This window comes from Peribacillus sp. AS_2 (genome assembly GCF_026891895.1).
Classification (GTDB): domain Bacteria; phylum Bacillota; class Bacilli; order Bacillales; family DSM-1321; genus Peribacillus; species Peribacillus frigoritolerans.
The window spans coordinates 293,246-317,996 of the sequence record NZ_JAPTGA010000006.1 but is presented as its reverse complement, the minus strand read 5'-3'; the positions used below and the strand labels follow the sequence as shown (position 1 = coordinate 317,996).

The window sequence follows — 24,751 nt, the reverse complement described above, 5'->3', positions numbered from 1 at the left end:
TAGCACGTTGAATGCTGATGGATTCCATATGTTCTAAAAAGGAGATATTCATGATCACTTTATCTAATGTCGATGAGTTACAGGCATCAGAAGCAGCTCTGGAGAAAATTAAATATTCATACCCCGAACTATTTAATAAACTGCTCCATGTCGTTGCCTTAACACGGGCTCTCCATTTTAAATATCAATTTATGGGCACATTAATCATGGATGAAAACCCTAACGAATACACCCCTGAATTCGTTATGCCCTCCGTTATCGAATTATATATTGAGGAAGTTCAAAAGTTAAAGGATGATCCGAATATCCAGTTATTACTTCAGACCTTCTCCCAAAGTAAGAATATTGGATATGCAAAAATCAGTATGCTTGTGCTCGGTAAAAGCCCTGAATCGCTTTTAGGAGCTTCATGCATAAAATGAAGCCCCCTGATATGCCCCGAAAAAAAACCTCCCATAATGGAAGGTTTTTTCTTTACGTGTAATTAAAGGACTTTACTCAAAAAGGCTTTAGTTCTTTCCTGCTGGGGATTATTAAAAATCTCACTAGGAATATTTTCTTCAATAATATAACCTTCGTCCATGAAGATCACGCGATCTCCAACTTCTTTTGCAAACCCCATCTCATGGGTCACAACTACCATGGTCATGCCTTCCTTGGCCAGTTGCTTCATGACCTCAAGGACTTCACCGACCATTTCCGGATCCAGGGCGGAAGTGGGCTCGTCGAATAGCATGATTTTGGGTTCCATCGCCAACGCCCTGGCAATTGCGACGCGTTGCTTTTGTCCACCTGATAATGAATCCGGATATGCGTTCGCTTTCTCTGCAAGTCCCACTTTCTTAAGCAGTTCCATCCCTCTTTGGGAAGCCTGCTCTTTGGATATCTTGCGGACCTTTATAGGCGCCAGCATTATATTCTCAAGAACAGTCTTATGCGGAAATAAGTTAAAATGCTGAAATACCATGCCAACTTCCGTCCGGACTTTATTGATATTGACCTTCTTGTCTGTCGTATCAAGCCCTTCAATGAAAATATGGCCTCCCGTAATCGTTTCAAGTTGATTGATGCATCTGAGAAAAGTGGATTTACCCGACCCGGAAGGACCAATTACCACGACTACTTCCCGAGGGGAAACGATTGCATTGATATTTTTCAATACATCATTTTCGCCAAATGACTTCTTTAGATTCTCCACCTTTATCATTCTGTTTTCAACCTTCTTTCGAGTCTATTTAATACGAAACTTAAAATGAGGGTCAGGAATAGATAAATGAAGGCACAAGCCAAGTATGGCTCCCACACTTTAAAGTACTGGCTCCCCATCGCTTTCCCCCAGTACATTAATTCCGGGGCAGCAATGACACAAAGCAGGGATGAATCCTTCAATAATACGATGAATTCATTTCCTAACGGAGGAATCATTCGTTTGAAAGCTTGTGGCAATACAACATGTATCATTGTTTGGGCATGGGTCATCCCCAATGAACGCGCCCCTTCCATTTGCCCTTTATCGATGGATTGAATGCCCGCCCGGAAAATTTCTGCGATATACGCGGCTGCATTTAACGATAAAGCAATGACACCGGCGGTTACTGCATTCGTTTCCCCGGTAAAAAAGGGCACGATTCCAAAATGGATTAAAAAGATTTGAACTAAAAGCGGTGTTCCGCGAAAAACCGTGACATAACCGTAAAATGGAAAGGCAAGCACTTTGTTTTTCATGATTTTCCCTAAACCGATCAATAACCCCAAAAAGGTTCCGATCAGGATGGAGGAAACCGAAAGCCCAATAGTAAGCAATGTCCCTTTTAATAAGAAAGGAGCATACTCAAAAATAATATCCCAGCGAAAACTCATTTCGTTCCCCTCCTAAAGGCCAAAAAAACTGCGTAACTTCATACGTAAAGTTACGCAATCTTTTACTATCCATTTGTTTTATTGTTGTGCTTTCAACGTTTCAATATCTGGGTCAGTACCAAACCACTCTTTATAAATTTCTGCATATTTCCCATTTTCATAAATGGCATTCACGGCTTTATCGAACTCCGATTTCAATTCACTGCCTTTTGGGAACATAAGACCATAAAACTCCTCATTGAAACTTTTGCTGTCTTCAACGACTTTCAGTTTTTGATCGGGGTTATTTTTCACATATTCTTCAACAACCGTATTATCAGCAACGACAGCCGATGCTCCGCCCTTCAATAATTCCTGAATGGCCAGGTTATTATTTTCGAATTTTTTGATATCCTTGTGATTCTTTCCAAGGAGTTTCTCTACCGCTTCCTGTCCAGTAGTACCGGTCTGAACGGCAATAACGTTTCCTTTCAATTCATCTCCAGATTTTATATCACTATCCTCAGGAACGAGAATTTTGTTTGTGGATAAGAAATACGGAACCGAGAAGTCATAAGATTGTTTTCTTTCGTCATTCACTGTAATCGCAGATATGGCGACATCCGCTCTCTTACCTTCAATTTCAACAAAAATCGGATCCCAGCCAACACTTTCCAATTTAACTTCATATCCCGCTTCTTTTGCAACGGCATTGATGAAATCAACATCGAATCCTACAATCTTATCGCCTTCAAGATATTCAAATGGAGCATAGTTGGCGTCAGTCACGATCCTGAGTGTTTTCCCATTTGACTCTTCTTCTTTACCAGTTGTCGAGACTTCCTTATCCTTCCCGCATCCTGTCATGACTAGTAACAAAGAAGCAACCAAGGCAAACACTAAAAAAGAAACCTTTTTCAAAATAATCCCCTCTTCTCTCTCGTAAACTCTCTTTTTTTAAAAAAAACAGATAAATCTAACTTTAGAGAACTTTCAGTTTATTCTTTTAAGAATATTATACGTTTATTTGTTTTTTTATGCAATAAAAAGTCGATAAATAACTTTAGTAAAATAAAATTTTAATCAATTAACTCGGTAAATTAAAAACGCAACTGTGCTCTAATAGGGAAAGAGGCAACTTTCTCCCCTTCACTCGAGTTAATGGATATTATATTGAAAACAGATAGTGCCACCGTTCAAAAGATTTAAGGAACAAAAAAAGCAGCGGCCAAATTAGCGGCCGCTGCTAAAAGATTATTATGGTACTTCCGTATTCCCCTCTTCAATATCCAACATATCCAACAGGAAGATGAATATCGGTATTCCGATGATCAATCCCCATATTCCTAGGAAGTGCTCGGAAAACAATAGGATGATGAAGGTGAAAAATGTTGGAAGATTCGTTTTTGCCGACATGAATTTCGGATTTAAAATATAGCTTTCAATTGCATGGATCACAACAATCATGATTAATACAGCAATCACTTTGGGCATGCCGCCGATGCTATAGGCAATCATGCTAAGCGGGATGAGGGAGATGATGACCCCTGCAACCGGAATCAAACCAAGAAAGAAAATCATGATCCCTAGACCAAGCAACTGCGGGAAGCCAAGAATCCATAAGAAAGTTACGGATAGGACAGCATTCGTAATGGCTATCAAGAACTGGACCTCGATCACCTTCCCGAATGAATTGATGAATTTGACGCCAAAGTGGCTTAAGTTTATAAAGAAAGACTTGAATTTGGCGCGCTTGAATTTAGAAGTGAAGCGAATGATTTTATCTTTTTCCAATAAGAAAAATAGACTAAGCAACATGGAAATGAAAATTTGAAATGCCAGTTTACCGAAATCGGATATATAAAGATAGAGTGTATTCATCTGTTTTTGAAGATCGAGCGGCGATTCCAGCTCGTTCATTATATTAATGGCATATTGAATGACCCTGCTATCTGGTGGATGTTGAAAGAAGAAAACGATCTGTGTCACTAATTCCGTGAATTGTAGCGTAATGACCGGTAGATATTTATAAAGTACGATGGCTAAACAAGAAATGACGACTACATATAAAAAGCTTATGACAACCTTAGAGTTGATATGCACTACTTTATTCAGCCGAATCATGATAAATTGCTCCAGCCTTCCCATCAGGAAAGTGAAAACAAATGTGAATAACACGATATTAACCATACTGCCGATGCTTATTAAAAAGAGGACTAACACAATTAATGTAATTAACCTTGAAAAACCTTCGCTTTGCAAATACTCTTTTACCACTTACCTATCTCCTAACTACCATTCTGCCGTGATAATTCCATCTACCTTTCATTTTACACGGAATTGAGGAATTCTACTACAATTACCTTGCATTGACAACAAAATTATTTGAATGATCAGTAATTCCCATGATACAGACGTATTTAAAGACCTTTTTCGGAAATTCGACCATTACTTTGACAGCCATTTCTGCATGAAAAAACATCTGACAAATCGGCAGATGTCAGACCTTGGACAAACTCAATGAAAATCGAGTATGTCTAAGGTTTTTTATTGGTTTGTACTATTTGGAAGTTGATTTCCGCACCAGGCACTCGCTTTCCGCGGGCGGTTGGGGAGCCTCCTCGGCTTGCGCCTGTGGGGTCTCCCCTAGACACGCTTTTCTTAGCAGGAACCTCGTACCTTTCACTTCAATCAACTCTGTTCTTAAATTTAGAACGAACCTACCTATGGAGTTGAAGGTGTTGTTTTGGGGCAAATGATTCGGGAACTTCACTTGATGAAAGATATGCTTTCAGGACCCCTTTTATCTACAAACTAAAGCTGAAGCATAAGGCCTCAGCTTTTGTTATGGCTGTACAATTTGGGCATTGATTTCCGCTCCAGACACTCGCTTTCCGCGGGCGGTCGGGGAGCCTCCTCGGCTTGCGCCTGTGGGGTCTCCCCTGACACGCTTTTCTAAGCAGGATTCTCGTACCTTCCTCCTTTTTGAAACTCAGCAACTGCTAAATGGACAGATGCTAATCTTCATCTTTCACATCGATATCTTCGGGGATGGGTTCGTTATAATAATCCGCTAAATCCTTCTTATATTTCTCCATCTGTTCAAGATGCATATTAAACTGATCTTTAAAAATCAAATGCTGCTCACCATCATGAACGGTGCGAATTTTATTTTGAATGATCAAACCTTCTATATAAGATTCCGGCATCGATAGATATTCCGCAGTCTCTTTTACTGTCAAGTACATGCCTTCACCCCTTTTCCCCTATAACTATACTAGATATGAGGCATTATTTGAAGCGCTTGATTTTTAACTGAAAATCCCTTACATGCCAAGGAAAGGACGATACCCGATTCAAGGTATTGTCCTTTAACCTCACGAGATTAATCAATTTCCGCGAATGGAACATTTTAGATAAAACAGCTTACAATCCCTTCCATTAACATGTAAGATAATGTTAAAGCAATATATCCATAGATTAAGAGGAGTGGACAAAAATGACCTTCTTTTATGTCATTCTTGCGGCAATTTTTGCTGTTTTACTTGTCAATTTCGTTAAAGGGCTAAGTGAACCGGCTAAAATGGAACGCTATCAAAATGAATTCCGTAAATACCGTGAAGAAACTTTAGATCTTCATGCAACTGAAGTCGTTTCAGAAGCATTGATAGAAAAGCTTAATAAAGCACTGGATTTCGATTATATGGAAAAGGTCAATACTGAATTCCGCCTGAAGCATCCACGGTACTCACAGTTAAAGGTCAATCAGGCCTGGCGTGAATTGAAACGCCATTTGATTATGGCTGCAGTGTTTGGAAAAGTTGAAATGTTTAATTCAGTCATCGATGAGTTATGGCATATCATGCTGAACTATAGTCAGGAATATGATGAGTTTTGCCAGGTTTTCATCGGTAGGACCATTCAGAACCCGTTTTCAAACCCGAAGAGCGCACTCTTTTTGACTTTTACTATGTACAGCTATTTACGGTGGACACCCATTCCATTCAAAAGTGGGGAAAATTTTTCAAACATGATAAAGGGCTAAAGCTTCTCCGCGATTTTGAAACGTTGGAGCTGGAGCAGTTAAAAGGGAAATATATGCGGAAACCGACAAGTATACAAGCGGAACGGACCTTTGAAGCCTTCACTTCACAATTTAAAGAAAATCGGCCCATGACAGAATTGAATGGGCGGAAAACCTACAACCAGACGGACTACGCAGCTCCTGCCTATTTCACTTATGCAAGCACTGATGATTTTGACAGCGAATTTAAAGATATATTCGGGAATGAACCGAACACGGTTTCCTCCGGATCCGGCCATGCCGATCATGGTGGCCATACCGGTTCCCATGACAGCAGTTCTGATTCGTCTTCCAGCTGTTCTTCATGCAGTTCTTGTTCGTCTTGAGCTTTTCGCTTGGAGAAATCCAAGCGTTTTTGTATACACAAGCATTAGATGAACTGATTGATCGTGCTTAGTTTTTCACTCAATTTTAAAGGAGTTACAACTGATATGGATGATAATGAGATTCGAAAATTCAGGCTTCATGATTGGGATGAGGAAATAAAAAAAATAGAAGCAGAGGAAGAGAGCTTTTAAGTGCTCTCGGTTTACAGGCAAAAGGGGTTCGGAATTAATAAATTCCGAACCCCTTTGAATTTTCGTCCAAGGTTTTGAGCTTGGGTATCTAACGCAATCCATTTCCTTCTTCATTAATTCCACCGATTGAACCAATTCTTGATCCTTTGTTTATTTTTCTCAAGTACCTCCTTCGATGTCCGGTTGTCTTTTTGTTTTTTCCATTCAAAGAAAGATGCAATTCCGATAAGCAGCCCTCCGCCGATGATTAAATACAGCCACCATGGCATCTCGCTCCACATCGAATTGGTATTCATATAGACATTGAATAAAATCGTCCCAGTCCCAGCGATGAAATAGGATTTGTATTTCATCATGAATCCAAAGAGCATTGCTGCCAATGACACGGTTCCGATAATGAGGGCATCATATAAGGTGTTTCCTGCCATTGCATCAATGATCAGGGCTAAAAACAATAGGAAAACAATCCCGCTTTCGATATATTGTGTGACTTTGCCTTTAACAAATATTTTCCTCAGCAGAGTGGTGCTGACAATGAACAGCGGCAGAATATTCACCTCCTCCTCAAATACAGGAGGAATCGTGAGCTGATCGACAATGACCCAATACGGATATAGGCTGAACAAAATCGCTGCTGCCATCTGGGATTTTCTTTCCAACATGCCTGTCGTCGTGCTTCTCATCAAAATGAAATAGGCCGGAATCAGAAGTGCCGCGATGATTTCCAAAATGAAATGTGTCGGTCCCCCCGTCAAAACATCCATGTTCATGGCAATAAGAAACAGCAGACCATAGACTCTGTAAAAATCCAATTGAAGTCCTGCCCCGCCTTTATCAAGCAAACCTTTAAAGTATTTCTTGCTTAGCAAGACCATTATGGCCGTACATCCAAGAAGGACTGCCGTTCCAACGAAAGGCTGTAATGTGTCCGCGTACATGATGATGATCCAATACGGATACAAACTGAGAACTCCCGTCAGCCAAACGTAGATGCCCTTTTCTTTTACATCCTTTGAGAAACTTCCAATCAAGATGAAGTAAACCGTGATCAAGATCGAGACGAAAACCTGAAGTAACTGGCTTGATGTTTCAGATGCTAGGATTCCCCTATTCATGGCCAGTAAAAACAGCAGGCCATATATCCTGTATGCATCGAAGGTAATTCCTGTTTCTTCCTTTTTTATTAAACCATCGAAATAACGCCAGCTTAAAAGCAGCATCCCTGACATACAGCCAAAAAGGAATAGCAATCCCATTACAACAGATAAGCTGTCGGCATAGCCAACTATGATCAGGAAGGGATACAGACTGACTAGTGCAGCAATATTGGAATAGATTTTCCTTTCTAGCTTTTCCTCTGTCAAGCTTCTCAGGAAAATGAAATAAGCGGTTAACAGCAGCGATACAAAGACTTGGAGTAACTGATGTTTAGTATCATTAAAAACCTCTGCATTCATATCGATCAAAAAGAATAAACCATAAATCCTGAAAGGATCAAAGCTGATGATGCCTGATCCGTTTTTCTTGAGTAATCCTCTGGAATACAACCTGCTTAACAACAACATTCCTGCCATACAGCCAAAAAGAACAGCCAAACTCATGACGATTGGAAGTGTATGGGCATAATCGATGATATTGATGAACGGGAAAAGGCCGATGATAGCCGCTATTCCCGAGTAAATGCTTTTTTCTTTCTTATAGATTGTGAATCTTCCTATCAGGATGAAGTAGCTAGGCAACAGCAGGGAAACAAAAATCTCTAAAATCACAGAATCTGAGTCACTCGTAAACACTTCCAGATTCAGAGTACATAGATATAGCAAGCCAAAAATCCGATAATAATCAATGACTCTCTTTGTTCCCTCTTGGTTGAGCAATCCTTTGAAAAGGCGTCTGCTAGCCATCAACATCACAAACATACATACAAGCAATACGATAAACGCCATAACCAGAGGCAATGTATTTACATACAGATTATAGAAGATGAACGCCAGGCTTAGAGGAGCGGCAACATAGTTCCGCCAGTTTCTTTGCATGAGCAGATACCAGGCAAACAAGAGCTGTACAGTCATCACTCCTACCCAGACTAACTCGCGGTTAAGTGGAAAGTCCCGGATTGCCGTTTCCAAAATGGATATGCTTATCCCTAAATGAATGAATGGAATAAGGTAATACTCCATGATGCCTTTCCAATTCTTATTGGATAACCCCCACAGAATGGTTATGAGTCCTGCTGTAATCATCATGCATATTGATGTAATGAATACTATTTGCTCGATGTTTACCACAAATAAATGGACCTGTAGGAAAAGGGTCGAAAACCCTAGGTAAGTAAAAACGTATTTTTCCCATTTCACATGTGCCCTTAAAGCACTTAAAATATAAATCAAGAGTTGTGCAACATATAGGAACGGTGAACTTTCCGTTTGGATGATGAGCAAATATCCAACGGGAATCGCCAGTAAATTGGCAAGGTGACTTGCGTAAATGAAATACAGTTTCCCATTTTTCGAATATTTCCCAAGCCATTCTCCTAATAGGAAAAAGATAATGGGGCCGAGCAACACGAACGCAATCCTCAGCTCCATTGAAGCAAAATCAAAAACATCGTAGAGTGAGGCATATAAGCTGGCACTTGTAATCACGACAGGCACCCAGAATATTTGCTTCCGATGTATATGGACGGACCAGCCGTTCATTGCGGTAGCTACGGCAATCACTCCGCTTGCCTCCAAAGGATTCTGTGAATTGAAGGGAATCGATATCAAGGAAAGGAAGGAAAGAATCTGTCCGCTATACGCAAAAACTGGAAACAATTTATGGTATCCCTTTTTAAATGTGTAAGCTGCTCCGATGGAAATCAGTGAAACACCCATTAAATAGACGCTGAGCGGGATATTTGACCGAACCCATTCTAAACTTTCCGTCAAATATGGATAGAAAGCAACCAAAGCCAGTATGAAAGTGATCGGAAATCCGTATATGGCGTTTTCCTTCATATGCTTTGATTCGTCTTTTATATAGGTGATGAAGAAAAGCCCAGAGATCATGGCGAGCTCTGCACTAACAGCAAGCCAAGCCATTTCGCTCAATTTACTGGTAAGTATCACTAGCATGATCATTGGGGAGATAAGTAAGATACTCTTCTTAAACAGGCTGTACCTTGGGTGACGGTTATATAGATATACTCCAAGATATTGAATGACCTGAACAACAAATAACAGATTTAAAATGGTAGAAAAAGAGATTTGCAAGGCAAAGAAAAGATATAGGAACGCTAAGTCGAAAACAACAACAGCCGGGTACGTGAAGCTTGAATTTCCCGAATGAAGGGAAACATAAGCAAGCTGGGCGGATACTAACATGAGCGCGATGAATATTTGCGCATAGTTATCCTGGTACACCATCGCGTTACTATATAAGAAAACGATCCCGCTCTCAATCAAACTGGTAATCATGAAGTTCTTCGAAAGGTTAGTCCTTTTGGCTTTGGCCAGATATTTCGATAGCATAGTAAAAATGATTGGAACAAGTGCAAATGCAATGATCATGTACTCACTTAAAAACGAGTTATAAACAAGATGGATATATCCATACGTGAAAACGGCGCTAAAAGCCATTTCATAATATTTTTTTTTGAATTTGACCGAAAAAATCAAAAACAAAACAGAAAAGACCATCAACGTTAGCGAATACACCAAGTTGCTTGAAAATAACGTCAGGATCACAAAGGCTTCCACGATGAGCTTAAACTGGATGAATTGAAAAATGAATGGTTTGAATAGCGTTAAGGCTTTTTGATTTTTCAATTGCTCCATATTCCATACTAGTATTAAATTAAGAATGCCAATCGCCAAAAACATCCACTCGATAGTTGGCGTCACAAAAGCCAATCCGAAATAGCAGGTAATGGCAAAAGTGAATATTGAAATGAAAATGAATATTTTCGACTTGAAGAAGTCAGCAATCTTACAATAAATGGCTAAGCAAAGTAATCCCCCAAGAAACCCCAGAAGCCCCCGCCCATCACCATTAAGTGAAAGGTACTCTCCAAAAATCCGATAATATGAAGCTGATAATATCGTAATCGGAATGAACAGCCCCGCTAGCGTCAGGAATGCAAAAGCGGTTTGTTTAATTTTCAGCTTCGATGCGATGAAGGCCATCCCTGCAAAAATGACGGAAACCATTCCAATGAAGAAAACTTTCAGGACCGCATTCAGATCCCCCCATGAAGTGGTTGCTAAAATCAACCCGCCAAACAGAAGCAATATGACCCCAGTGAGCAGGATGACAGAAATATTCCGTTCCCTGATTTGTTCAGGTGTTTTCTTCGGCTTTGCCGGTTTTACCGGTTTATCCCGCTTGATGGCCTGCTTTTGAATAACCGGTTTCCTATCATTGCTCTCCTTGACAGGTTCAAGGCTCTCCTCGAAACCAGATTCAGTAGGCGCTTCATTCAATCCACTGGATCCCCTTAATTGGAATGAAGATTCTTCGATCAGGCTATCCTGAATCCTCCTCTTATCGGCATTTTCACCGATTATCGTTTCAGTTCCATGGGTGGGTTTCTTCTTTTCTTGCTCTAAGCGCTTTTGTTTATGGAGGGCTAATTGGAAATGCCGATTGTAAGCCCTGCTAATCCGGATATATTCTGATTTAGGGATGAGCCGCCTTTCCCATAAAACATCCAGCTCTTCTTGGAAAATACGCTTCCTTCTTTCTAATGTCATTTCTTCGTTTGAAGAGTCATTCATTCCAAGCTTCCCCTTCCTTCAAATAGACCTTCTATCATCTTATGTATAATCTCTTTTCGATAATAACAAAGTTTTTCCATTTTTAAAATATTCAGGATAATGCACCAAGCGTGTTCCTGCTGACTCAAAAAAAAGAATGACTTCCATTGAAGCCATTCAACATCCTTATATTGATTTTCCTTTATCCTCGCTCCTGATGATGAATAAATAAACGATCATCGAAATGAAAATCGAGGCGGCCGCCGTGATATAGATGCTCCTATATCCGAAGAGGAAGCCAATCTGCCCGAACACGATGGCACCTATGCCCACTCCAAGATCGAAAAATGAAAAGTATGTGGCATTCGCCATCGCCTTCCGATTGGGTGCCGTCTTTTCAATCGACCATGCCTGCAGCGCCGGCTGAACAGAACCGAAGCCAAATCCATAAAGCACTGCCGCAATGTAAAGTACTGCTTCACTCGGCATCCATGCAAGCAGCAGCATCCCAGCCATGATGAGTACCGTTGAAGGCACGAATACGGCTCGATGTCCCCTTCTGTCATATAGTCGGCCCGCGAATAATCTCGTGACCATAAGGGCCATTGCATATACTAAAAAGTACCACTGAATTCCATCTACACCTTTTTCCGCTGTATACAGGGGAAGGAAGGTTGCAATTCCACCAAATGTAACGGAGATGAAGAAAATGAGCAAAGATGGCTGAAGGGCACTTTTTTCATAAATATCAAACCTTTTGGCTCTGACAGCAACCGAAGGATCACTTTCCACTTTTTGATACCGAATAAGTGATGCTGCAATGATGGCAAGCAATCCTAATAAAGAGCAGATTAAAAACAACTCTTGGAACGGAAGTACCGTAACTAGGAAAAGACCCAATGATGGCCCGAATGCCAGTGCTAAGTTACCCGATAATCCGTAATACCCCATCCCCTCACCCCGCCGTTTCGCAGGGATTATATCGGAAGCAATCGTTCCTGAAGCCGTTGAAGAAAATCCCCAGCCGACGCCCTGTACAATCCGCATCATGAATAACAAGCCGATGCTCCCCATGAAACCGAAGGAACCCACTGACAATGCAAAAATGGCTAACCCAGCAAGAAAAACGATGCGCCTTCCTTTCGTCTCCAATAATCTTCCGGCAATTGGCCGGACAAGCAAGGCCGAAAAAGTGAAGATTCCAAGGACAGCCCCCACAAGACGATCATCACCGCCAAGCTGTTCCACAAACAACGGGAGGGTCGGCATCGTCATTTGAAAACCCATGAAGATGCACATATTTGCCAAACAGATCATGATGAAATCACGTGTCCAGATTTTATCAGTCCCTCTTACCCGTTCATCCACTAAGGTTTCCCTCATATTCCTTCACCTTCTAATTATAATAGTCATTGCCAGTTTACTAAAATTGGTTAAAATAAGCGAATGATTTATTTCGTGTACCTAAATATATATATATAAATAAAAACCCAATATGACATAGGGCTCCCCCTTTAACATTCATGATCATTCCGTCCACTTACCCTCCGTATGCGAACCAATAATTTAGATTCTCCATGCTGTAATACATTAAACCATTGCCTCTATTCATCCGTAACGGCTCTTAGCTGAAACGCATTCCTCCAGCATAATGGATTTTCCTTACATTCAAATTTTCATAAAACATCCCCTGAAACAACCATTCTGCAAGTGAAGGATGGTTCTACACCCTATCTTATTAAATTCCAAAAACATCTAAAAGGAAAAACTTTAAATGTTTTTCCTTATCTCCTTAAGAAAAGGGGATGCATAACTGAAAAAAGCCGATCCCAATTGGATCGGCTTTTCATGCTTCACGACTATTTCGTTATCTCGATTTTCCCATTATTCGTTTCCAATTTAACTAGATTTTCACCTTTGCCAATGACAGTATCGCCCTCATACTTACCAAGGATATCCACTCTCCCATTGTCAACATGAACATCGAAAGTTGTATTTGTCGGTTCATTCTCCGTTTTGATCATGATTTTACCATTATTACTTTCGAGTTCGATCTCCCTATCCAAGTCTTTCGTGACTAATGTGATTTTACCGTTATTCGATGAACCAACTAGTTTTCCCTCCACATTATTAAGCTCTACTTTTCCATTAGCAGATTTCACTTCAACTTTTTCGGTTATTATATCATTTAATTCTACCCGGCCATTTTGAGATTTCACATTTAGATTTTCACTTTTCAATCCTGTTATTTGCAATTTTCCATTATCGGATTCGGCGACAAAGGATTTATAAGATTCATCAGGCACATACACCTTTAAATGTAAGGATTGAATATGAAAACCAAAGCTAAACGTACGTCGATCCTTTAATTGTACCGAAAGCTTCTTCCCTTCCACATCTGCAGTGAAATCCAACTTGGAAACATCCATCCCTTTTGAAACCAACTCTATCCTGGTCTCCTTATCCTTCGTTGGCACGATCTCTACAGCTGCATTGTCAGCGTCGATCTGAATGTCCGTCACGATTTCCGAAATCGTTTTTTCCTCTGTAGTCGTTTCCTTATTCGTCATTTGGGAAAACGTAAACAGACTTCCTATTACCCCGATCAATAACAATACAAGTGCAATGATCGATAATTTTTTTACATTAATCATTTTTCAAACCGCCTTTCACAAGGGAAGCGTTAAATTTTAAATAGCGAATGAATCCTTTAGTTAAAGCACTCGTAGCGACAAACATTCCCATGGCAATGAAAATGCCAATCCCGCATAGTCCCAATGCGAAGAAAAAATCGAATAATTGAAAGTTACCTAACACAAGGTTAAACAGAGCGCCAAGCGGAGCAAGAATGAACGCTATCGCCGAAACCCACCCTGCAATGACAACTCCGATCAAGGCTATAAATGGTCCCAAAACGATCACTAAATTAAAGAACCCCAAACCAATGACTGCCCAAACTGCCCGCATAACATTACCTGCAGAAGTCGTTTGTTCTACCTGACCAAGATGATAGGTTGCCATCAGTTCCTTGGAAATCTGTTTAGGATTCCCAAGGGATTTGGAGATTTCCTGCTCTGACTTCCCTTCTTCCATTCCAATTTCGAAATACTCTTCGTAATCTTGAAGGATATCTTCCCGTTCCTCTAAGGAAAGTCTGGTTAAAGAGGCATTCAATTGTTTTAAAAATTGTTCTTTATTCATTGGTTCACACCTTCCTTGATTAATTGGTTGACCCCATTGGAAAATTCATTCCATTCCATCAGCAGTTCTTGAAGGTATCTCCGTCCTTTTTCGGTTAATGTATAATATTTGCGCGGAGGCCCTTCTGTTGATTCTTGCAAATATGTCGTAAAATACTCTTCCTTCGTCAATCGTCTTAAAAGTGGATATACCGACCCTTCCGATATTTCAATTTGATCCGAAATCTTCTGTACAAGTTCATACCCATAGCGATCCTGCTTATCCAGTAACACCAGAACACACAGTTCCAGGACACCTTTCTTAAATTGTACATTCATAGCACCTTCACTCCTTCCAAAAGTTTTTCAGTATAGTTCAATAAACAGTACTGAACACCGAACAATACATCTTATGTAAATAATTTACCACATGGTACTGTTCATTGCAAGGTACTATAAATATTTTTATGTCCTACACGCATTCCAATAAGGGTAGAAGAAAATTAGCATTATATTCAAAGCTGCAAGAGAATACGATGTATAATAGTAAAATGTGGAAGGAGGAGTTACTTTGGCCAACAAAGCAATAACAAAGAAGCAATTCGATTTTCTTGAACATGAATTTAATTACCTTGAAAAGGAAGGAGTCATCTCCCGGCAAGAGAAAGTGAGGATGTTAGGTTCCTATGATGTAAAAGGCAATTTGAACTTCATCACGATTCTATTATCCATTGGGGCACTTCTTTTAGGTTTAGGCGTATTGACCTTCGTGGCCAGCAACTGGATCTATTTGAGTAAAGCGGTTAAATTCCTGCTTATCATTGCATGCCTAATCGGAGTGAACTTTGCTGGCGTGAAGGTGCAGGCACGCTTTCCCAAAACGTCACGAAGTCTGCATTATGCAGGTATCCTGATCTTTGGTGCAGGGATATTTCTAGTCGAGCAGATGTTTAACATTAGCATCAATTTCAACAATTCCTTTTTATTATGGGCGATTGGAACGGTATTCATTGGATACTATTTGAAGGATGTTTTCATCCTCCTTTTTACATCTTTCCTGCTTTTCATTTATTTGAATGGAAGTATATTCGTTGATGAAACATCTTATCCGCTTGCCATTCTTGTGTTTCTACCGGCTTTATACATTCTGTTAAAGAAATTCGATTACCCTAATTATCTGACCTTTTTCATTAACGCTTTAGCCATCAATACAATTGCCTTATTTCTTATGGAATTCGTGCCGAAACTAGGGTTTGAAAATTCGAATACGATTGTCCTTTCCATCTTGTTTGTACTGGGTATCGTGCTTGCCTATATTCCGGTAAGAGCCAAATTACAAAACATCACACACATACAAGGGCATATCTTACATGGTTTAACCGCACTCTTCCTTACCTTTGATTTTTCAATCTGGTTTCCTATAGCTTATTTCGTTTTTCTGCTTTATCTGATTCTAAAAGGCAGTTTGACCAGCATCGTGATAATATGTGTACTGATTTTCAGATATTACATCTACTCCTTTGACTTCCTGCCAAAATCGCTTACATTCATCATCGGTGGAATCATGCTCATCGGTTTTGGCTTCTTCTTTGAAAACCAACGAAAAAAAGGAGGGGAACTCAATGAGTAATCCATCATTCCGGCCACTCATCGTATTTTCCATTCCAGTCTTGATTTTGTTAATCTTGGCGTTTCCCCCGGTCTGGACAACAATGACAGGAGATGTAATCAAAATCAAAACAGCCCCGGTCGACCCGACTGATTTGTTTAGGGGAAGCTATGTGGCTTTGAAATACGAAATTGAATCAGTAAAGCCGTCGCAAGTCGATGACTCGATTAAAACCGAGTTCAATATAAGGAATATGGGTGATTATAAAAAGGTATATGTACGTTTAAAACAAAATAAGGATGGACTATATGTTGTCGATTACGTAACGAAAGAAAAACCCGGCGAAGGCGTGTACCTAAAAGGGGAATTGGAAGTCCCTTATGACCTGCAAAATGCTAAATCCATTCAGATCAGATACGGTCTGGACAATTATTTCGCATCCGAAGAAAAGGCAAAAGAAATGGAGAAGGAAGCATTGGCCAATCCTTCAGTGGCCGTCGTAAAAGTTCGTAATGGCCATGTTGTTTTAACCGATATCATCATTGAATGAATGGCCCCGGATATGACTAGCAAAAAGAGCATCGGTTTTTCGATGCTCTTTTGTTTTCTGGACTATTATCATGTGAATTCAGATTGTTACTTAATGACCCGTTTAGCCCCTATATATTTTTCTTTCCAATATTCATCACTCATTTTGACCACTTTGACCCCTTTGGTGGTGGTACCGACAAATGTGCCATTTCCATAATAGATTCCTACAAAAGAGACCTGCCCTTTCTTACCTGTCGCATAGAAAACCAAATCGCCCGCTTTCAAATCTTTTTGCTTCACGGCCTTTCCGGTTTTATACTGGTCCGCACTCGTTCTTGGAATCTTCATTTCTGTGGCGGCATTTTTATATACATATTGGGTAAGACCGCTAGCATCAAACCCTTTAGGGGTCGTCCCCCCATATTTATATTTGCTTCCCACCTGCTTCTTTGCCAAAGCGGCAACTTCATCACCATAATTGATAGAGGCTGAAGCATTAGCCGGACTGAATATGAATGCCGTCAATAATGCCCCGACTAAAACTATGGCTGCAAACCATTTTGAAACTGGTAAACGATAACTCATCCTTTTTCCTCCCCAAACTGAAAATGAACCACAATTTTAAATGTATGTTACATTTCGGTTTTTAGACCAAATCATTTTCGGCGATCGTCATCCCTGCAAAAAAAAATAACCAGATAACGCCGTTTTCTAGCTAATACGGTGCTATCTGGTATACTCTACTTTTCAGTAACTGAAAGAATAGTGTCCATTACTTAGGTTCCTTGTATTGTCGTGCATTTTCACTGTCACTTAAACCTTTAGTTGTATGATCGACCACACCGCCGACCCCAAAAAATGTAAGCGCTATGAAGTTAATGATGCCTAAAGCGCCGTTCAATGCATCATCAGTAATGGTAAAGCCTATAGGAGTAATGAAATTGTTTATGAACGCGGCAACCATCTGCGCCAATATTAAAAGCCCAGGAAGGAGTACAGTGAATATAAACGTAGGGTTCTTAAGACGCACTTTCCAGTTGATCATTGCTTTTCCCCCTCTCTATCCTATTAAGTCCGCTTCATTGAAGATTGTCGCGGACCTGCTATATTTTATGCGGCTTGTCCTTCTTACGTTCGGAAATTCCATTCATAATCTATCACGCTAGTTTCCCATAAACATAAAAAAAGCCCATCAGAGGATGGACCTTCAAAGTAGTTCTTAAAAACACTAGAGAGCGCCTCACTTTAACAAGTAAGTAACAGCTTCCTCGAGCTCTATATACTCCTCGGTGTGCTCGTGATCGAACGTTCTTAAAATCTGAATATATTAAATGCTAGATTTTTCACACTCCATTTTTTCCTGCAAAAACACTCTGATCCGTTCGGCAGCTTCAGTCAATCTCTCGGCCGGCTGGACCAAGGCCATCCGGACATACCCTTCACCCTGCTTCCCAAAAGCATTGCCTGGAACGACCGTTACCCCTGCTTTTTCAATCAATGCATAGGCAAAATCCCGTGATTTCCAGCCAGCAGGAATTTGGGCCCAAATAAACATCGTAGCTGATGTTTTCGGTACATGCCATCCCCCTTCCGCAAGACCTGAAATCAAGGCATCACGTCGGGACTGGTATTCCTTAACCTGTTCGGATAGCAGCGAAAGATTGGAAGTTAGCGCCATTTCGGCAGCTTTTTGAATAGGATAAAAAACCCCATAATCGATGTGTGATTTCAGCGTTCCCAGGATGTTCAGCGCCTCTTGATTGCCCACTGCATACCCAATGCGACAGCCGGCCATATTAAAAGTTTTGGAAAGTGAGTTAAATTCAATCCCCACTTCCTTGGCACCAGGAATGGACATAAAACTAATTTGCGGATGATCATCAAAAATCAATTCCGAATAAGCAAAATCGTGAACCACCATTATTTCATTCTTTTTCGCAAACGATATAACGTCCGAAAAGAAAGTCTCATCAGCAAGGGCCGTGACAGGATTTCCTGGATAACTGATGATCATCATTTTCGTCTTTTTCAGTATTTCATCCGGAATTTCGTTCAGCTGCGGCAGGAATCCATTTTCGGCAGTAAGCGGCATCGGATGAATGATTCCGCCGGCAAGTTCCACACTCGCTTCATAAATTGGATATCCCGGATCTGGCACCAGCACATAATCTCCAGGGTTTATCATCGCCGTTGCCAGGTGTGCAAGGCCATCCTGTGACCCCATCAGTTGGAGGACTTCCCTTTCTGCATCCAGCTCCACTCCATAACGCATCCGATAAAAATACCGGACTGCCTCATGGAATTCAGGCGTACCTTTTAACGTATACCCGTAAGAATTGAGATCCTGCGCATACTTCACAAGCGTATCCACTACAAAATCAGGCGGGGGTAAATCCGGACTTCCTACACTCAAATCGATAACATCCAGCCCCCGTTTCATTGCATCCTGCTTGCGGGCCGCCAACTCTGAAAATATTCCTGTTGTGAATCTTCCGACTTTTTCAGATGGAGTCATATTCATTCTGCGATTCCCCTCCATTAATGATTTTCTATCTATCATTATAGCAATCTTTCACGAGTATTTTAAGACTTCATCCGTATCTGTTCGAGAGCCTCATCGAGATCATCGAATTTAAATGCATACCCCGCCTTTTCCAATCTCTCAGGTATGACCCGCCAGCTTTTTAATATCAATTCCGTTTCGGTCCCCATAAAGAAAGTCCCCATTTCAAGAATGGGAGTTGGACAGGGAAGTCAATTCCGAATATTCATGAGCTTTCTCAAATGAGCCATCAATTCACGATTTGTAACTGGATGCAGCGATGAACAGTTGAACACCCCGCTCAGCTCCTGATTCTTTCTTAGAAAATGGACAATCTTCTATATGTATCCAACTGAATTTCTGATTTCCTGATCCTTTATGGCCTCCCAGTGCGAATTTAACCAAATTCCTATATGGGGTCATCACTCCCCCATCTCGCATATAACCAACCACTTTCGTTTATGAGTTAATAATATGAATAATAACGAGCGCCTTATATGTGAAGTAATTCACATATATCACACCATGTTATTACATTAAATGGTAGCAACTCCTGCCGCTGTGCAATAATTGGTGAACTTGTCCAAGCAAAAGGGAAAATTACACATAAATTAGTAATGTGGAAATTTATAAAACAAAGGGGATGATTTCAGTGTCAAACAAAAAGCTAAGAAGAGCTGTTAATTCTGGAACTGGTAATTCCGGAACTGGCAATAGCAGCCTTAGGTCTGCCTTGAGAAGAGTCTTACAAAATTTATTAAACAATAATAGAGGTACTTCAATTAAGGAACCTACTTCCATCAAGCAACCCACTTCTGTCAAAGAATTTGAAAATTAGAAGGTTGCTTTTTTGAGATTAACATGGAATCCCTTTGGACTGATCTAAAGGGATTCCGTGTTATGTATTTACATGTACCAGCTATATATATCTAGTGAATAACTGTTATATCTAATAGAGATAAAGGAGAAGTTATGATGTATTTTTTTCGAGACTGGAAACCTAAAAAGGATATAAAGAGATTAACGGATATCACCGTAAAAAATTTTCGGGTTTCTTCCGATAAAGTGAATGAAATTCTGCAAAAGTCACACAAGGTACTTGTGATTTGTAATGATAAAGGTAAAGTAGTGGGATACATTTGTTACAATCTTTATTTATATAAAGTGGCTCATATTAATTATGTAGTCATTGACAAAAAATATAGAGGAAAGGGAATTCTGCAAGCCCTTTTACCCGAATTAGTAGAATATGTGAGAAATAAAGGAATCCTTGTAGTATCCGGTTTCGTGAACAAAAATAACCATGAGGCATTGCAAAAGTTTAGAGCCCTTGGTTTTAAACCGATTTTTATTTATCATGATGACATTCTAATTCAATCACTGATTTAAGAAGGTTCTCTTGAAGCTTATAGCGTAAATAAGAAGAAAGATCAATCAAAATACATTCTGTTTCACCCCCTATTAACGGAATTTCATTCCTGATACCAATACAAATAAGCGGGAATAGGATTATAGGGATATATGAATTCCCTGTTCCTCCATGCAATGAATAACTAGGGAAGGAAAGCCTGTAAATTCTACACGGATTCATAGGCATTTTCCCTGTAGTCTCTTCAACCTTACTTATAATCTTACTCCTCTCTCCGATGCTTCTTTTTCGTGCAACTTTTCAGGCAACTCTATTAAAAAAACAGTATGCAACGTTTGTCATTCCTAGGCTTGGTCGTAGAGTTCCCATTAAAAAGGTCAACCAGTAACACTAGTGAACCTATCATATGTTTATCTTTTTGAATAAAACTTGAGCGGTACTATATTGGAAGGAATCGCAATAATTCATTACCCTAGTCATAACATTTTTCTATATTTTCAAAATAAACCCATTCCTGTATAGTGAGTGTATACCTTCTAAAAGGGGAGATATAATGAAATCGATAGAACTAATCATCTTAAATCTGGAAGAGGTTAGAAGAAGAAACATTAAACTATGGACTTCAATACCTAAAGGCACACTCCATTGGAAACCGGACGACAAGGCAATGAGCTGTTTAGAAATGGTTAGACATGTCCTTGATAGTGAGCATTATTATCATTTATCCATTAAAAATCAAGGCAGCTTACCAGTTTATGAATCACCATATGAAAAACAGCCGCTTATCTCCGTGGAAGCGGAATTAAACTTTGCTGAACCATACAGGCGTGATTTTTTGGAAACAATCATGTCCTTCAGCGAAGACGACTTATCCACTATTAAAATTGATCGCTCTGATGTTGGATATATCAGGGATTTAGGAGACATGTTGCTAAGAATCGCTTATCATGAGTCTGTACATACTGGTCAATTATTGGACTATTTAAGAACTGCTGGAGTCCCTAGAATAAGCGTTTGGGATTAATCAAATCATTTTCAAAGGTGTTTCATCATCCTGAAGCACCACACTGTAGGCAACTCGATGAAAATCGTGTTTGTCTGCAGTTTTTTTTGCTTGTACGGATTTGGACGTTGATTTCCGCTTCAGGCACTCGCTTTCCGCGGGCGGTCGGGGAGCCTTCTCGTCTTGCGCCTGCGGGGTCTCCCCCAGACACGCTTTTCCCGCAGGAGTCTCGTACCTTCCGCACCAATCACTTTGTATTAGCATTTAGTTAGAAACCATACCCGGGAGTTGTAGGTTGGTTTGAGAACATCATTTGATCAAAGATATGTTTTCCGCCTACAAGCTGCGGGGACCGGTCTGCATGGCCTGCAGTTTTTTTGCTGGTACGATTTTGACGTTGATTTCCGCTTCAGGCACTCGCTTTCCGCGGGCGGTCGGGGAGCCTTCTCGGCTTAACCCTGCGGGGTCTCCCCCAGACACGCTTTTCCCGCAGGAGTCTCGTACCTTCCGCACCAATCAACTTTGTATTAGCATTTAGTTAGAACCCATACCCGGGAGTTGTAGGTTGGTTTAAGAACATCATTTGATGAAAGATATGTTTTCCGCCTACAAACTGCAGGACCGGTCTGCATGGCCTGCAGTTTTTTTTGCTTGTACGATTTGGATGGTGATTTCCGCTTCAGGCATTCTTTATTGTTTTAAATGGAAGTATTTAAACTTGTGATTATGAGGATGCTTGCTAAACATGATTCTAGAGATCAACTTGATATGTTTACTTTAAATCAACTGTTGCCGCAGATGCAGCTTATAAATCCCCTGATGCTCCACCATGATCAAACAATCCAATTATCTTCAAGAAAATGTTTCATGCAAGAAAATTGTGGAAAAGTAATGATATAGGAGGGATAAGAAATGTTATCAAAAAAACCGGCGGCCAGAATGGTCAGTGCCTTTATTCTGACCGGTTCTCTTTTAGGGGCAGGTGCATCGTTTTCAACAGAAGCTGTTGAGGCTGCATCCACAATGGATTCCGCTTCTGCCATAGCTAAGGATCACGCTCTTACCACCTTACATGAAATCTACAACAAAGCTTTTTCAGGAGAAATGCCTTATACTGCCATGGGTTTGAAAATTAATGAAAACACCCAAAAAGATGTATATGAGATATTTGGTTCTCCCCCAGAACCAGGGAACACAGATGAAACTTTTGACTATTACCATGCAGAAATGGGGCATCCAGGTTTTGCATTTGCCTATAACGCTGACAAGACCATCTCACAAATCCGATATTTCGGGACAAATGTGGAACGGGACCATAATCTAGGAAGCATCACACCTAAAGTATTAGGAAATCAACTCGGCAGTGCTGACGAAATACGCCATATTTCCAGTACGAATGAAATCAACTACATTTACAAGACAGGGAATTATGAACTGCAATTCATTGTCGGTGAAAATCAAACTGTAGATCATATCAATCTACTCGAAGCTAAATAATATGTACGGTAAAATGGTTGTCGAAGGTTGCAGAGAATGAAAAGTATCTCTGCAACCTTTTTTGTTTCAAGCCCCTCCCCTTCTTTCCCTTTCAACTTCAAAGCCGTGTACTGCCAAAATCAGATAATGGAAGCAAAACGGTCATTTCATTTACTAAACCATACTTACCCCAAACGGATTCTTAATATTTTTACAATAAAATTAGCTTGTTCAATATTATTTCAATATATGGAGGGTGTCAGTAAAATGTTTAATAAGTTCAGGGCTTTCACAGTATCGGTTCTAAGCCTGGCCATCCTTTTTCAGGGTCTTCCGGCCGCGGTTTCAGCAAAAGATGCAGAAGACAATCAGACAAATCCAGGAGGCAGATGGATGAAGGGGGAATATCATGCCCATACCACTCAGTCCGAGGATGCCGAGGGATCACAGAGCCTTGAAAGCTTGCTGAATAACGCATTTGATAAGTATGGCATGGATTGGATGGGAATTTCCGATCACTTGAGGATGTCTTCGAGGGATGATGAAGGTAATTTGATTCCAGGAGGGCCGATACCGCTGTCTCAGGGAATCATTCAATATCAAGCCCCAAAAATAAAACAACTGCAAAAAGAGGGCAAATTTAAAGATAAAGTCATCTTTTCAGGCTTCGAATGGGACATGCCCACATACGAGCATGTCGGTATAGGTATTTTGGGAGATCAGCCGGGCTCGCCCAAAAGTCTGAAAGCTGGCAATCAGTTCGAATATCTGTTCACCAACCAGGATGAAAAGATGTTTGATCCTAAGGATGTAGTCATTTGGAAGTCACAGGATCAAAGAGCCAATAAAACATCCGAGGATGCCCGAACGGCATTGGCATGGCTCGAAAAAAATTATAAAAATACAAGTTATGCCATATTGAACCATCCATCAAGAAAGAGGGTGTACAGCATATCTGATTTTCGCGACTTCAACAATATCGCCCCGGATGTCATGTTCGGATTTGAAGGTATGCCAGGTAACCAGATGGAGCCGGACAGAGGCGGTTTAAATCTGACAACACCGGAAAACCGGACCTATGGCGGTTCCGATTACATGCTTGCTAAGGTAGGAGGTGCATGGGATGCGCTACTTGGGGAAGGTCGCAAGTTCTGGAATTTTTCCAATTCGGACTCCCATTTTGTAATCAGTGAAAACCGCCTATACTCAAGCGGTTACTGGCCAGGAGAATATTCCAAGAATTATACATGGGTAAATGGCTCATCAATAAAATCTGTCCTTGATGGCATGCGATCCGGAAAATCCTTCTCCGTTTTTGGTGATTTGATCGATGCCCTTGAATTCCAAGCTAAAAACGGAAACAATACGGTGGATATGGGCGGATACCTTAAAGTGAAGGAAGGACAGATGGTCAAGATCACCGTCCGATTTAAGAGCCCCGAAAAGAACAATAACGGGGACCCCGTCAAGGTAGATCACGTGGATCTAATTTCCGGTGAAGTAACCGGGAAAGCAGAGCCTGGCACACCTGCTTATAATAAAGCCACCAATGATACGACAAAAGTGGTTAAACGCTTTACAAGTAAAGACTGGAAAACCGGTCGCGATGGTTTTCATGCCATCACTTACAGAGTCAAAGCCGAGAAGGATCAATATTTCCGTTTGCGCGGCACGAATCTAGGGGAAAATGTCTCTGGAGAAACGATGGACGGTGAACCGCTGATCGATAAAAAGACTGAAATCGAGGATAACGAAACGCGTTTTTCAGAAATAAACAATCGTAACTATAAAGACCTTTGGTTTTATTCAAACCCTATATTCGTCAGCGTAGAGGATAAATAATCATGGTAAACACTAAGTTAAAA

25 protein-coding genes are annotated in these 24,751 nt (G+C 40.5%); 9 read left to right on the top strand and 16 right to left on the bottom strand.

Going from position 1 to position 24,751, the window contains the following annotated elements; genetic code table 11:
* Positions 1-50: 50 nt before the first annotated feature.
* Positions 51-422, top strand: coding sequence for a hypothetical protein (locus tag OTG27_RS13535; protein ID WP_268937207.1), 372 nt, complete (start codon positions 51-53; stop codon positions 420-422).
* 62 nt (positions 423-484) lie between these two features.
* On the opposite strand, the gene OTG27_RS13530 is transcribed toward OTG27_RS13535, so the two are convergent.
* The 5 genes from OTG27_RS13530 to OTG27_RS13510 all read right to left on the bottom strand — a co-directional run bounded on the left by OTG27_RS13530 (position 485) and on the right by OTG27_RS13510 (position 5,087).
* Positions 485-1,207, bottom strand: coding sequence for an amino acid ABC transporter ATP-binding protein (locus OTG27_RS13530; RefSeq protein WP_048685484.1), 723 nt, complete (start codon positions 1,205-1,207; stop codon positions 485-487).
* Positions 1,204-1,860, bottom strand: coding sequence for an amino acid ABC transporter permease (locus OTG27_RS13525; protein WP_054397812.1), 657 nt, complete (start codon positions 1,858-1,860; stop codon positions 1,204-1,206). Before OTG27_RS13525 ends, OTG27_RS13530 begins: the two co-directional genes overlap by 4 nt.
* Positions 1,861-1,938: 78 nt before the next feature.
* Positions 1,939-2,760, bottom strand: a complete 822-nt coding sequence (locus tag OTG27_RS13520; RefSeq protein ID WP_268564764.1) for a basic amino acid ABC transporter substrate-binding protein — start codon at positions 2,758-2,760, stop codon at positions 1,939-1,941.
* A 336-nt stretch (positions 2,761-3,096) separates the two neighbouring features.
* Entirely contained in the window at positions 3,097-4,116 is a 1,020-nt protein-coding gene (locus tag OTG27_RS13515) for an AI-2E family transporter (protein ID WP_063577349.1), read from the bottom strand.
* Positions 4,117-4,856: 740 nt separating this feature from the next.
* A complete protein-coding gene (locus tag OTG27_RS13510; protein ID WP_034305425.1) occupies positions 4,857-5,087 on the bottom strand; it encodes an excisionase family DNA-binding protein in 231 nt (76 codons plus the stop codon).
* A gap of 251 nt (positions 5,088-5,338) precedes the next feature.
* Between OTG27_RS13510 and OTG27_RS13505 the strand changes: the two genes are divergently transcribed.
* Positions 5,339-5,884 (top strand): glycine-rich domain-containing protein, encoded by a 546-nt coding sequence (locus tag OTG27_RS13505; RefSeq protein WP_268937206.1) that lies wholly within the window; start codon positions 5,339-5,341, stop codon positions 5,882-5,884.
* A 53-nt stretch (positions 5,885-5,937) separates the two neighbouring features.
* Positions 5,938-6,249 (top strand): hypothetical protein, encoded by a 312-nt coding sequence (locus OTG27_RS13500; RefSeq protein WP_268937205.1) that lies wholly within the window; start codon positions 5,938-5,940, stop codon positions 6,247-6,249.
* Positions 6,250-6,554: 305 nt separating this feature from the next.
* Here the strand turns inward: OTG27_RS13500 and OTG27_RS13495 are convergent, their stop codons facing one another.
* From OTG27_RS13495 to OTG27_RS13475, 5 genes are all read right to left on the bottom strand, one after another.
* On the bottom strand, positions 6,555-11,198 hold the full coding sequence (locus OTG27_RS13495) for a hypothetical protein (protein WP_268937204.1): 4,644 nt from the start codon (positions 11,196-11,198) through the stop codon (positions 6,555-6,557).
* Positions 11,199-11,363: 165 nt separating this feature from the next.
* On the bottom strand, positions 11,364-12,560 hold the full coding sequence (locus tag OTG27_RS13490; protein WP_268937203.1) for an MFS transporter: 1,197 nt from the start codon (positions 12,558-12,560) through the stop codon (positions 11,364-11,366).
* A gap of 476 nt (positions 12,561-13,036) precedes the next feature.
* Positions 13,037-13,831, bottom strand: coding sequence for a DUF4097 family beta strand repeat-containing protein (locus tag OTG27_RS13485; protein ID WP_063595111.1), 795 nt, complete (start codon positions 13,829-13,831; stop codon positions 13,037-13,039).
* The gene (locus OTG27_RS13480; RefSeq protein ID WP_268937202.1) at positions 13,824-14,378 is read right to left on the bottom strand and encodes an HAAS signaling domain-containing protein; all 555 of its coding nucleotides are present in this window, start codon (positions 14,376-14,378) and stop codon (positions 13,824-13,826) included. Before OTG27_RS13480 ends, OTG27_RS13485 begins: the two co-directional genes overlap by 8 nt.
* A complete protein-coding gene (locus OTG27_RS13475) occupies positions 14,375-14,695 on the bottom strand; it encodes a PadR family transcriptional regulator (RefSeq protein ID WP_034305446.1) in 321 nt (106 codons plus the stop codon). The genes OTG27_RS13480 and OTG27_RS13475 overlap by 4 nt, the downstream gene beginning before the upstream one ends.
* A gap of 232 nt (positions 14,696-14,927) precedes the next feature.
* Between OTG27_RS13475 and OTG27_RS13470 the strand changes: the two genes are divergently transcribed.
* A complete protein-coding gene (locus tag OTG27_RS13470; RefSeq protein WP_268937201.1) occupies positions 14,928-15,986 on the top strand; it encodes a DUF2157 domain-containing protein in 1,059 nt (352 codons plus the stop codon).
* On the top strand, positions 15,979-16,515 hold the full coding sequence (locus OTG27_RS13465) for a GDYXXLXY domain-containing protein (RefSeq protein ID WP_268937200.1): 537 nt from the start codon (positions 15,979-15,981) through the stop codon (positions 16,513-16,515). The genes OTG27_RS13470 and OTG27_RS13465 overlap by 8 nt, the downstream gene beginning before the upstream one ends.
* Positions 16,516-16,601: 86 nt before the next feature.
* On the opposite strand, the gene OTG27_RS13460 is transcribed toward OTG27_RS13465, so the two are convergent.
* The 6 genes from OTG27_RS13460 to OTG27_RS13435 form a co-directional block, all read right to left on the bottom strand.
* Positions 16,602-17,081: a C40 family peptidase gene (locus tag OTG27_RS13460; protein WP_034305456.1), complete on the bottom strand. Its 480-nt coding sequence runs from the start codon at positions 17,079-17,081 to the stop codon at positions 16,602-16,604.
* A 187-nt stretch (positions 17,082-17,268) separates the two neighbouring features.
* Positions 17,269-17,541, bottom strand: coding sequence for a phage holin (locus OTG27_RS13455; protein WP_063577356.1), 273 nt, complete (start codon positions 17,539-17,541; stop codon positions 17,269-17,271).
* Positions 17,542-17,823: 282 nt separating this feature from the next.
* Positions 17,824-19,017, bottom strand: a complete 1,194-nt coding sequence (locus OTG27_RS13450) for an LL-diaminopimelate aminotransferase (protein ID WP_268937199.1) — start codon at positions 19,015-19,017, stop codon at positions 17,824-17,826.
* A 62-nt stretch (positions 19,018-19,079) separates the two neighbouring features.
* Positions 19,080-19,208, bottom strand: a complete 129-nt coding sequence (locus OTG27_RS13445) for a DUF1731 domain-containing protein (RefSeq protein WP_268937198.1) — start codon at positions 19,206-19,208, stop codon at positions 19,080-19,082.
* Positions 19,209-19,293: 85 nt separating this feature from the next.
* Positions 19,294-19,479, bottom strand: a complete 186-nt coding sequence (locus OTG27_RS13440; protein ID WP_268937197.1) for a hypothetical protein — start codon at positions 19,477-19,479, stop codon at positions 19,294-19,296.
* A 186-nt stretch (positions 19,480-19,665) separates the two neighbouring features.
* Positions 19,666-19,839 (bottom strand): hypothetical protein, encoded by a 174-nt coding sequence (locus tag OTG27_RS13435; protein WP_251541364.1) that lies wholly within the window; start codon positions 19,837-19,839, stop codon positions 19,666-19,668.
* A 174-nt stretch (positions 19,840-20,013) separates the two neighbouring features.
* On the opposite strand from OTG27_RS13435, the gene OTG27_RS13430 reads away from it, so the two are divergent.
* From OTG27_RS13430 to OTG27_RS13415, 4 genes are all read left to right on the top strand, one after another.
* A complete protein-coding gene (locus OTG27_RS13430) occupies positions 20,014-20,427 on the top strand; it encodes a GNAT family N-acetyltransferase (protein WP_268937196.1) in 414 nt (137 codons plus the stop codon).
* A gap of 533 nt (positions 20,428-20,960) precedes the next feature.
* Positions 20,961-21,431: a DinB family protein gene (locus OTG27_RS13425; protein ID WP_095679880.1), complete on the top strand. Its 471-nt coding sequence runs from the start codon at positions 20,961-20,963 to the stop codon at positions 21,429-21,431.
* A gap of 891 nt (positions 21,432-22,322) precedes the next feature.
* Positions 22,323-22,907 carry a YjgB family protein gene (locus OTG27_RS13420; protein ID WP_268937195.1) on the top strand — a complete coding sequence of 195 codons (585 nt, stop codon included), beginning with the start codon at positions 22,323-22,325 and terminating at the stop codon, positions 22,905-22,907.
* 246 nt (positions 22,908-23,153) lie between these two features.
* A complete protein-coding gene (locus OTG27_RS13415) occupies positions 23,154-24,728 on the top strand; it encodes an S-layer protein (RefSeq protein ID WP_268937194.1) in 1,575 nt (524 codons plus the stop codon).
* Positions 24,729-24,751: the final 23 nt, after the last annotated feature.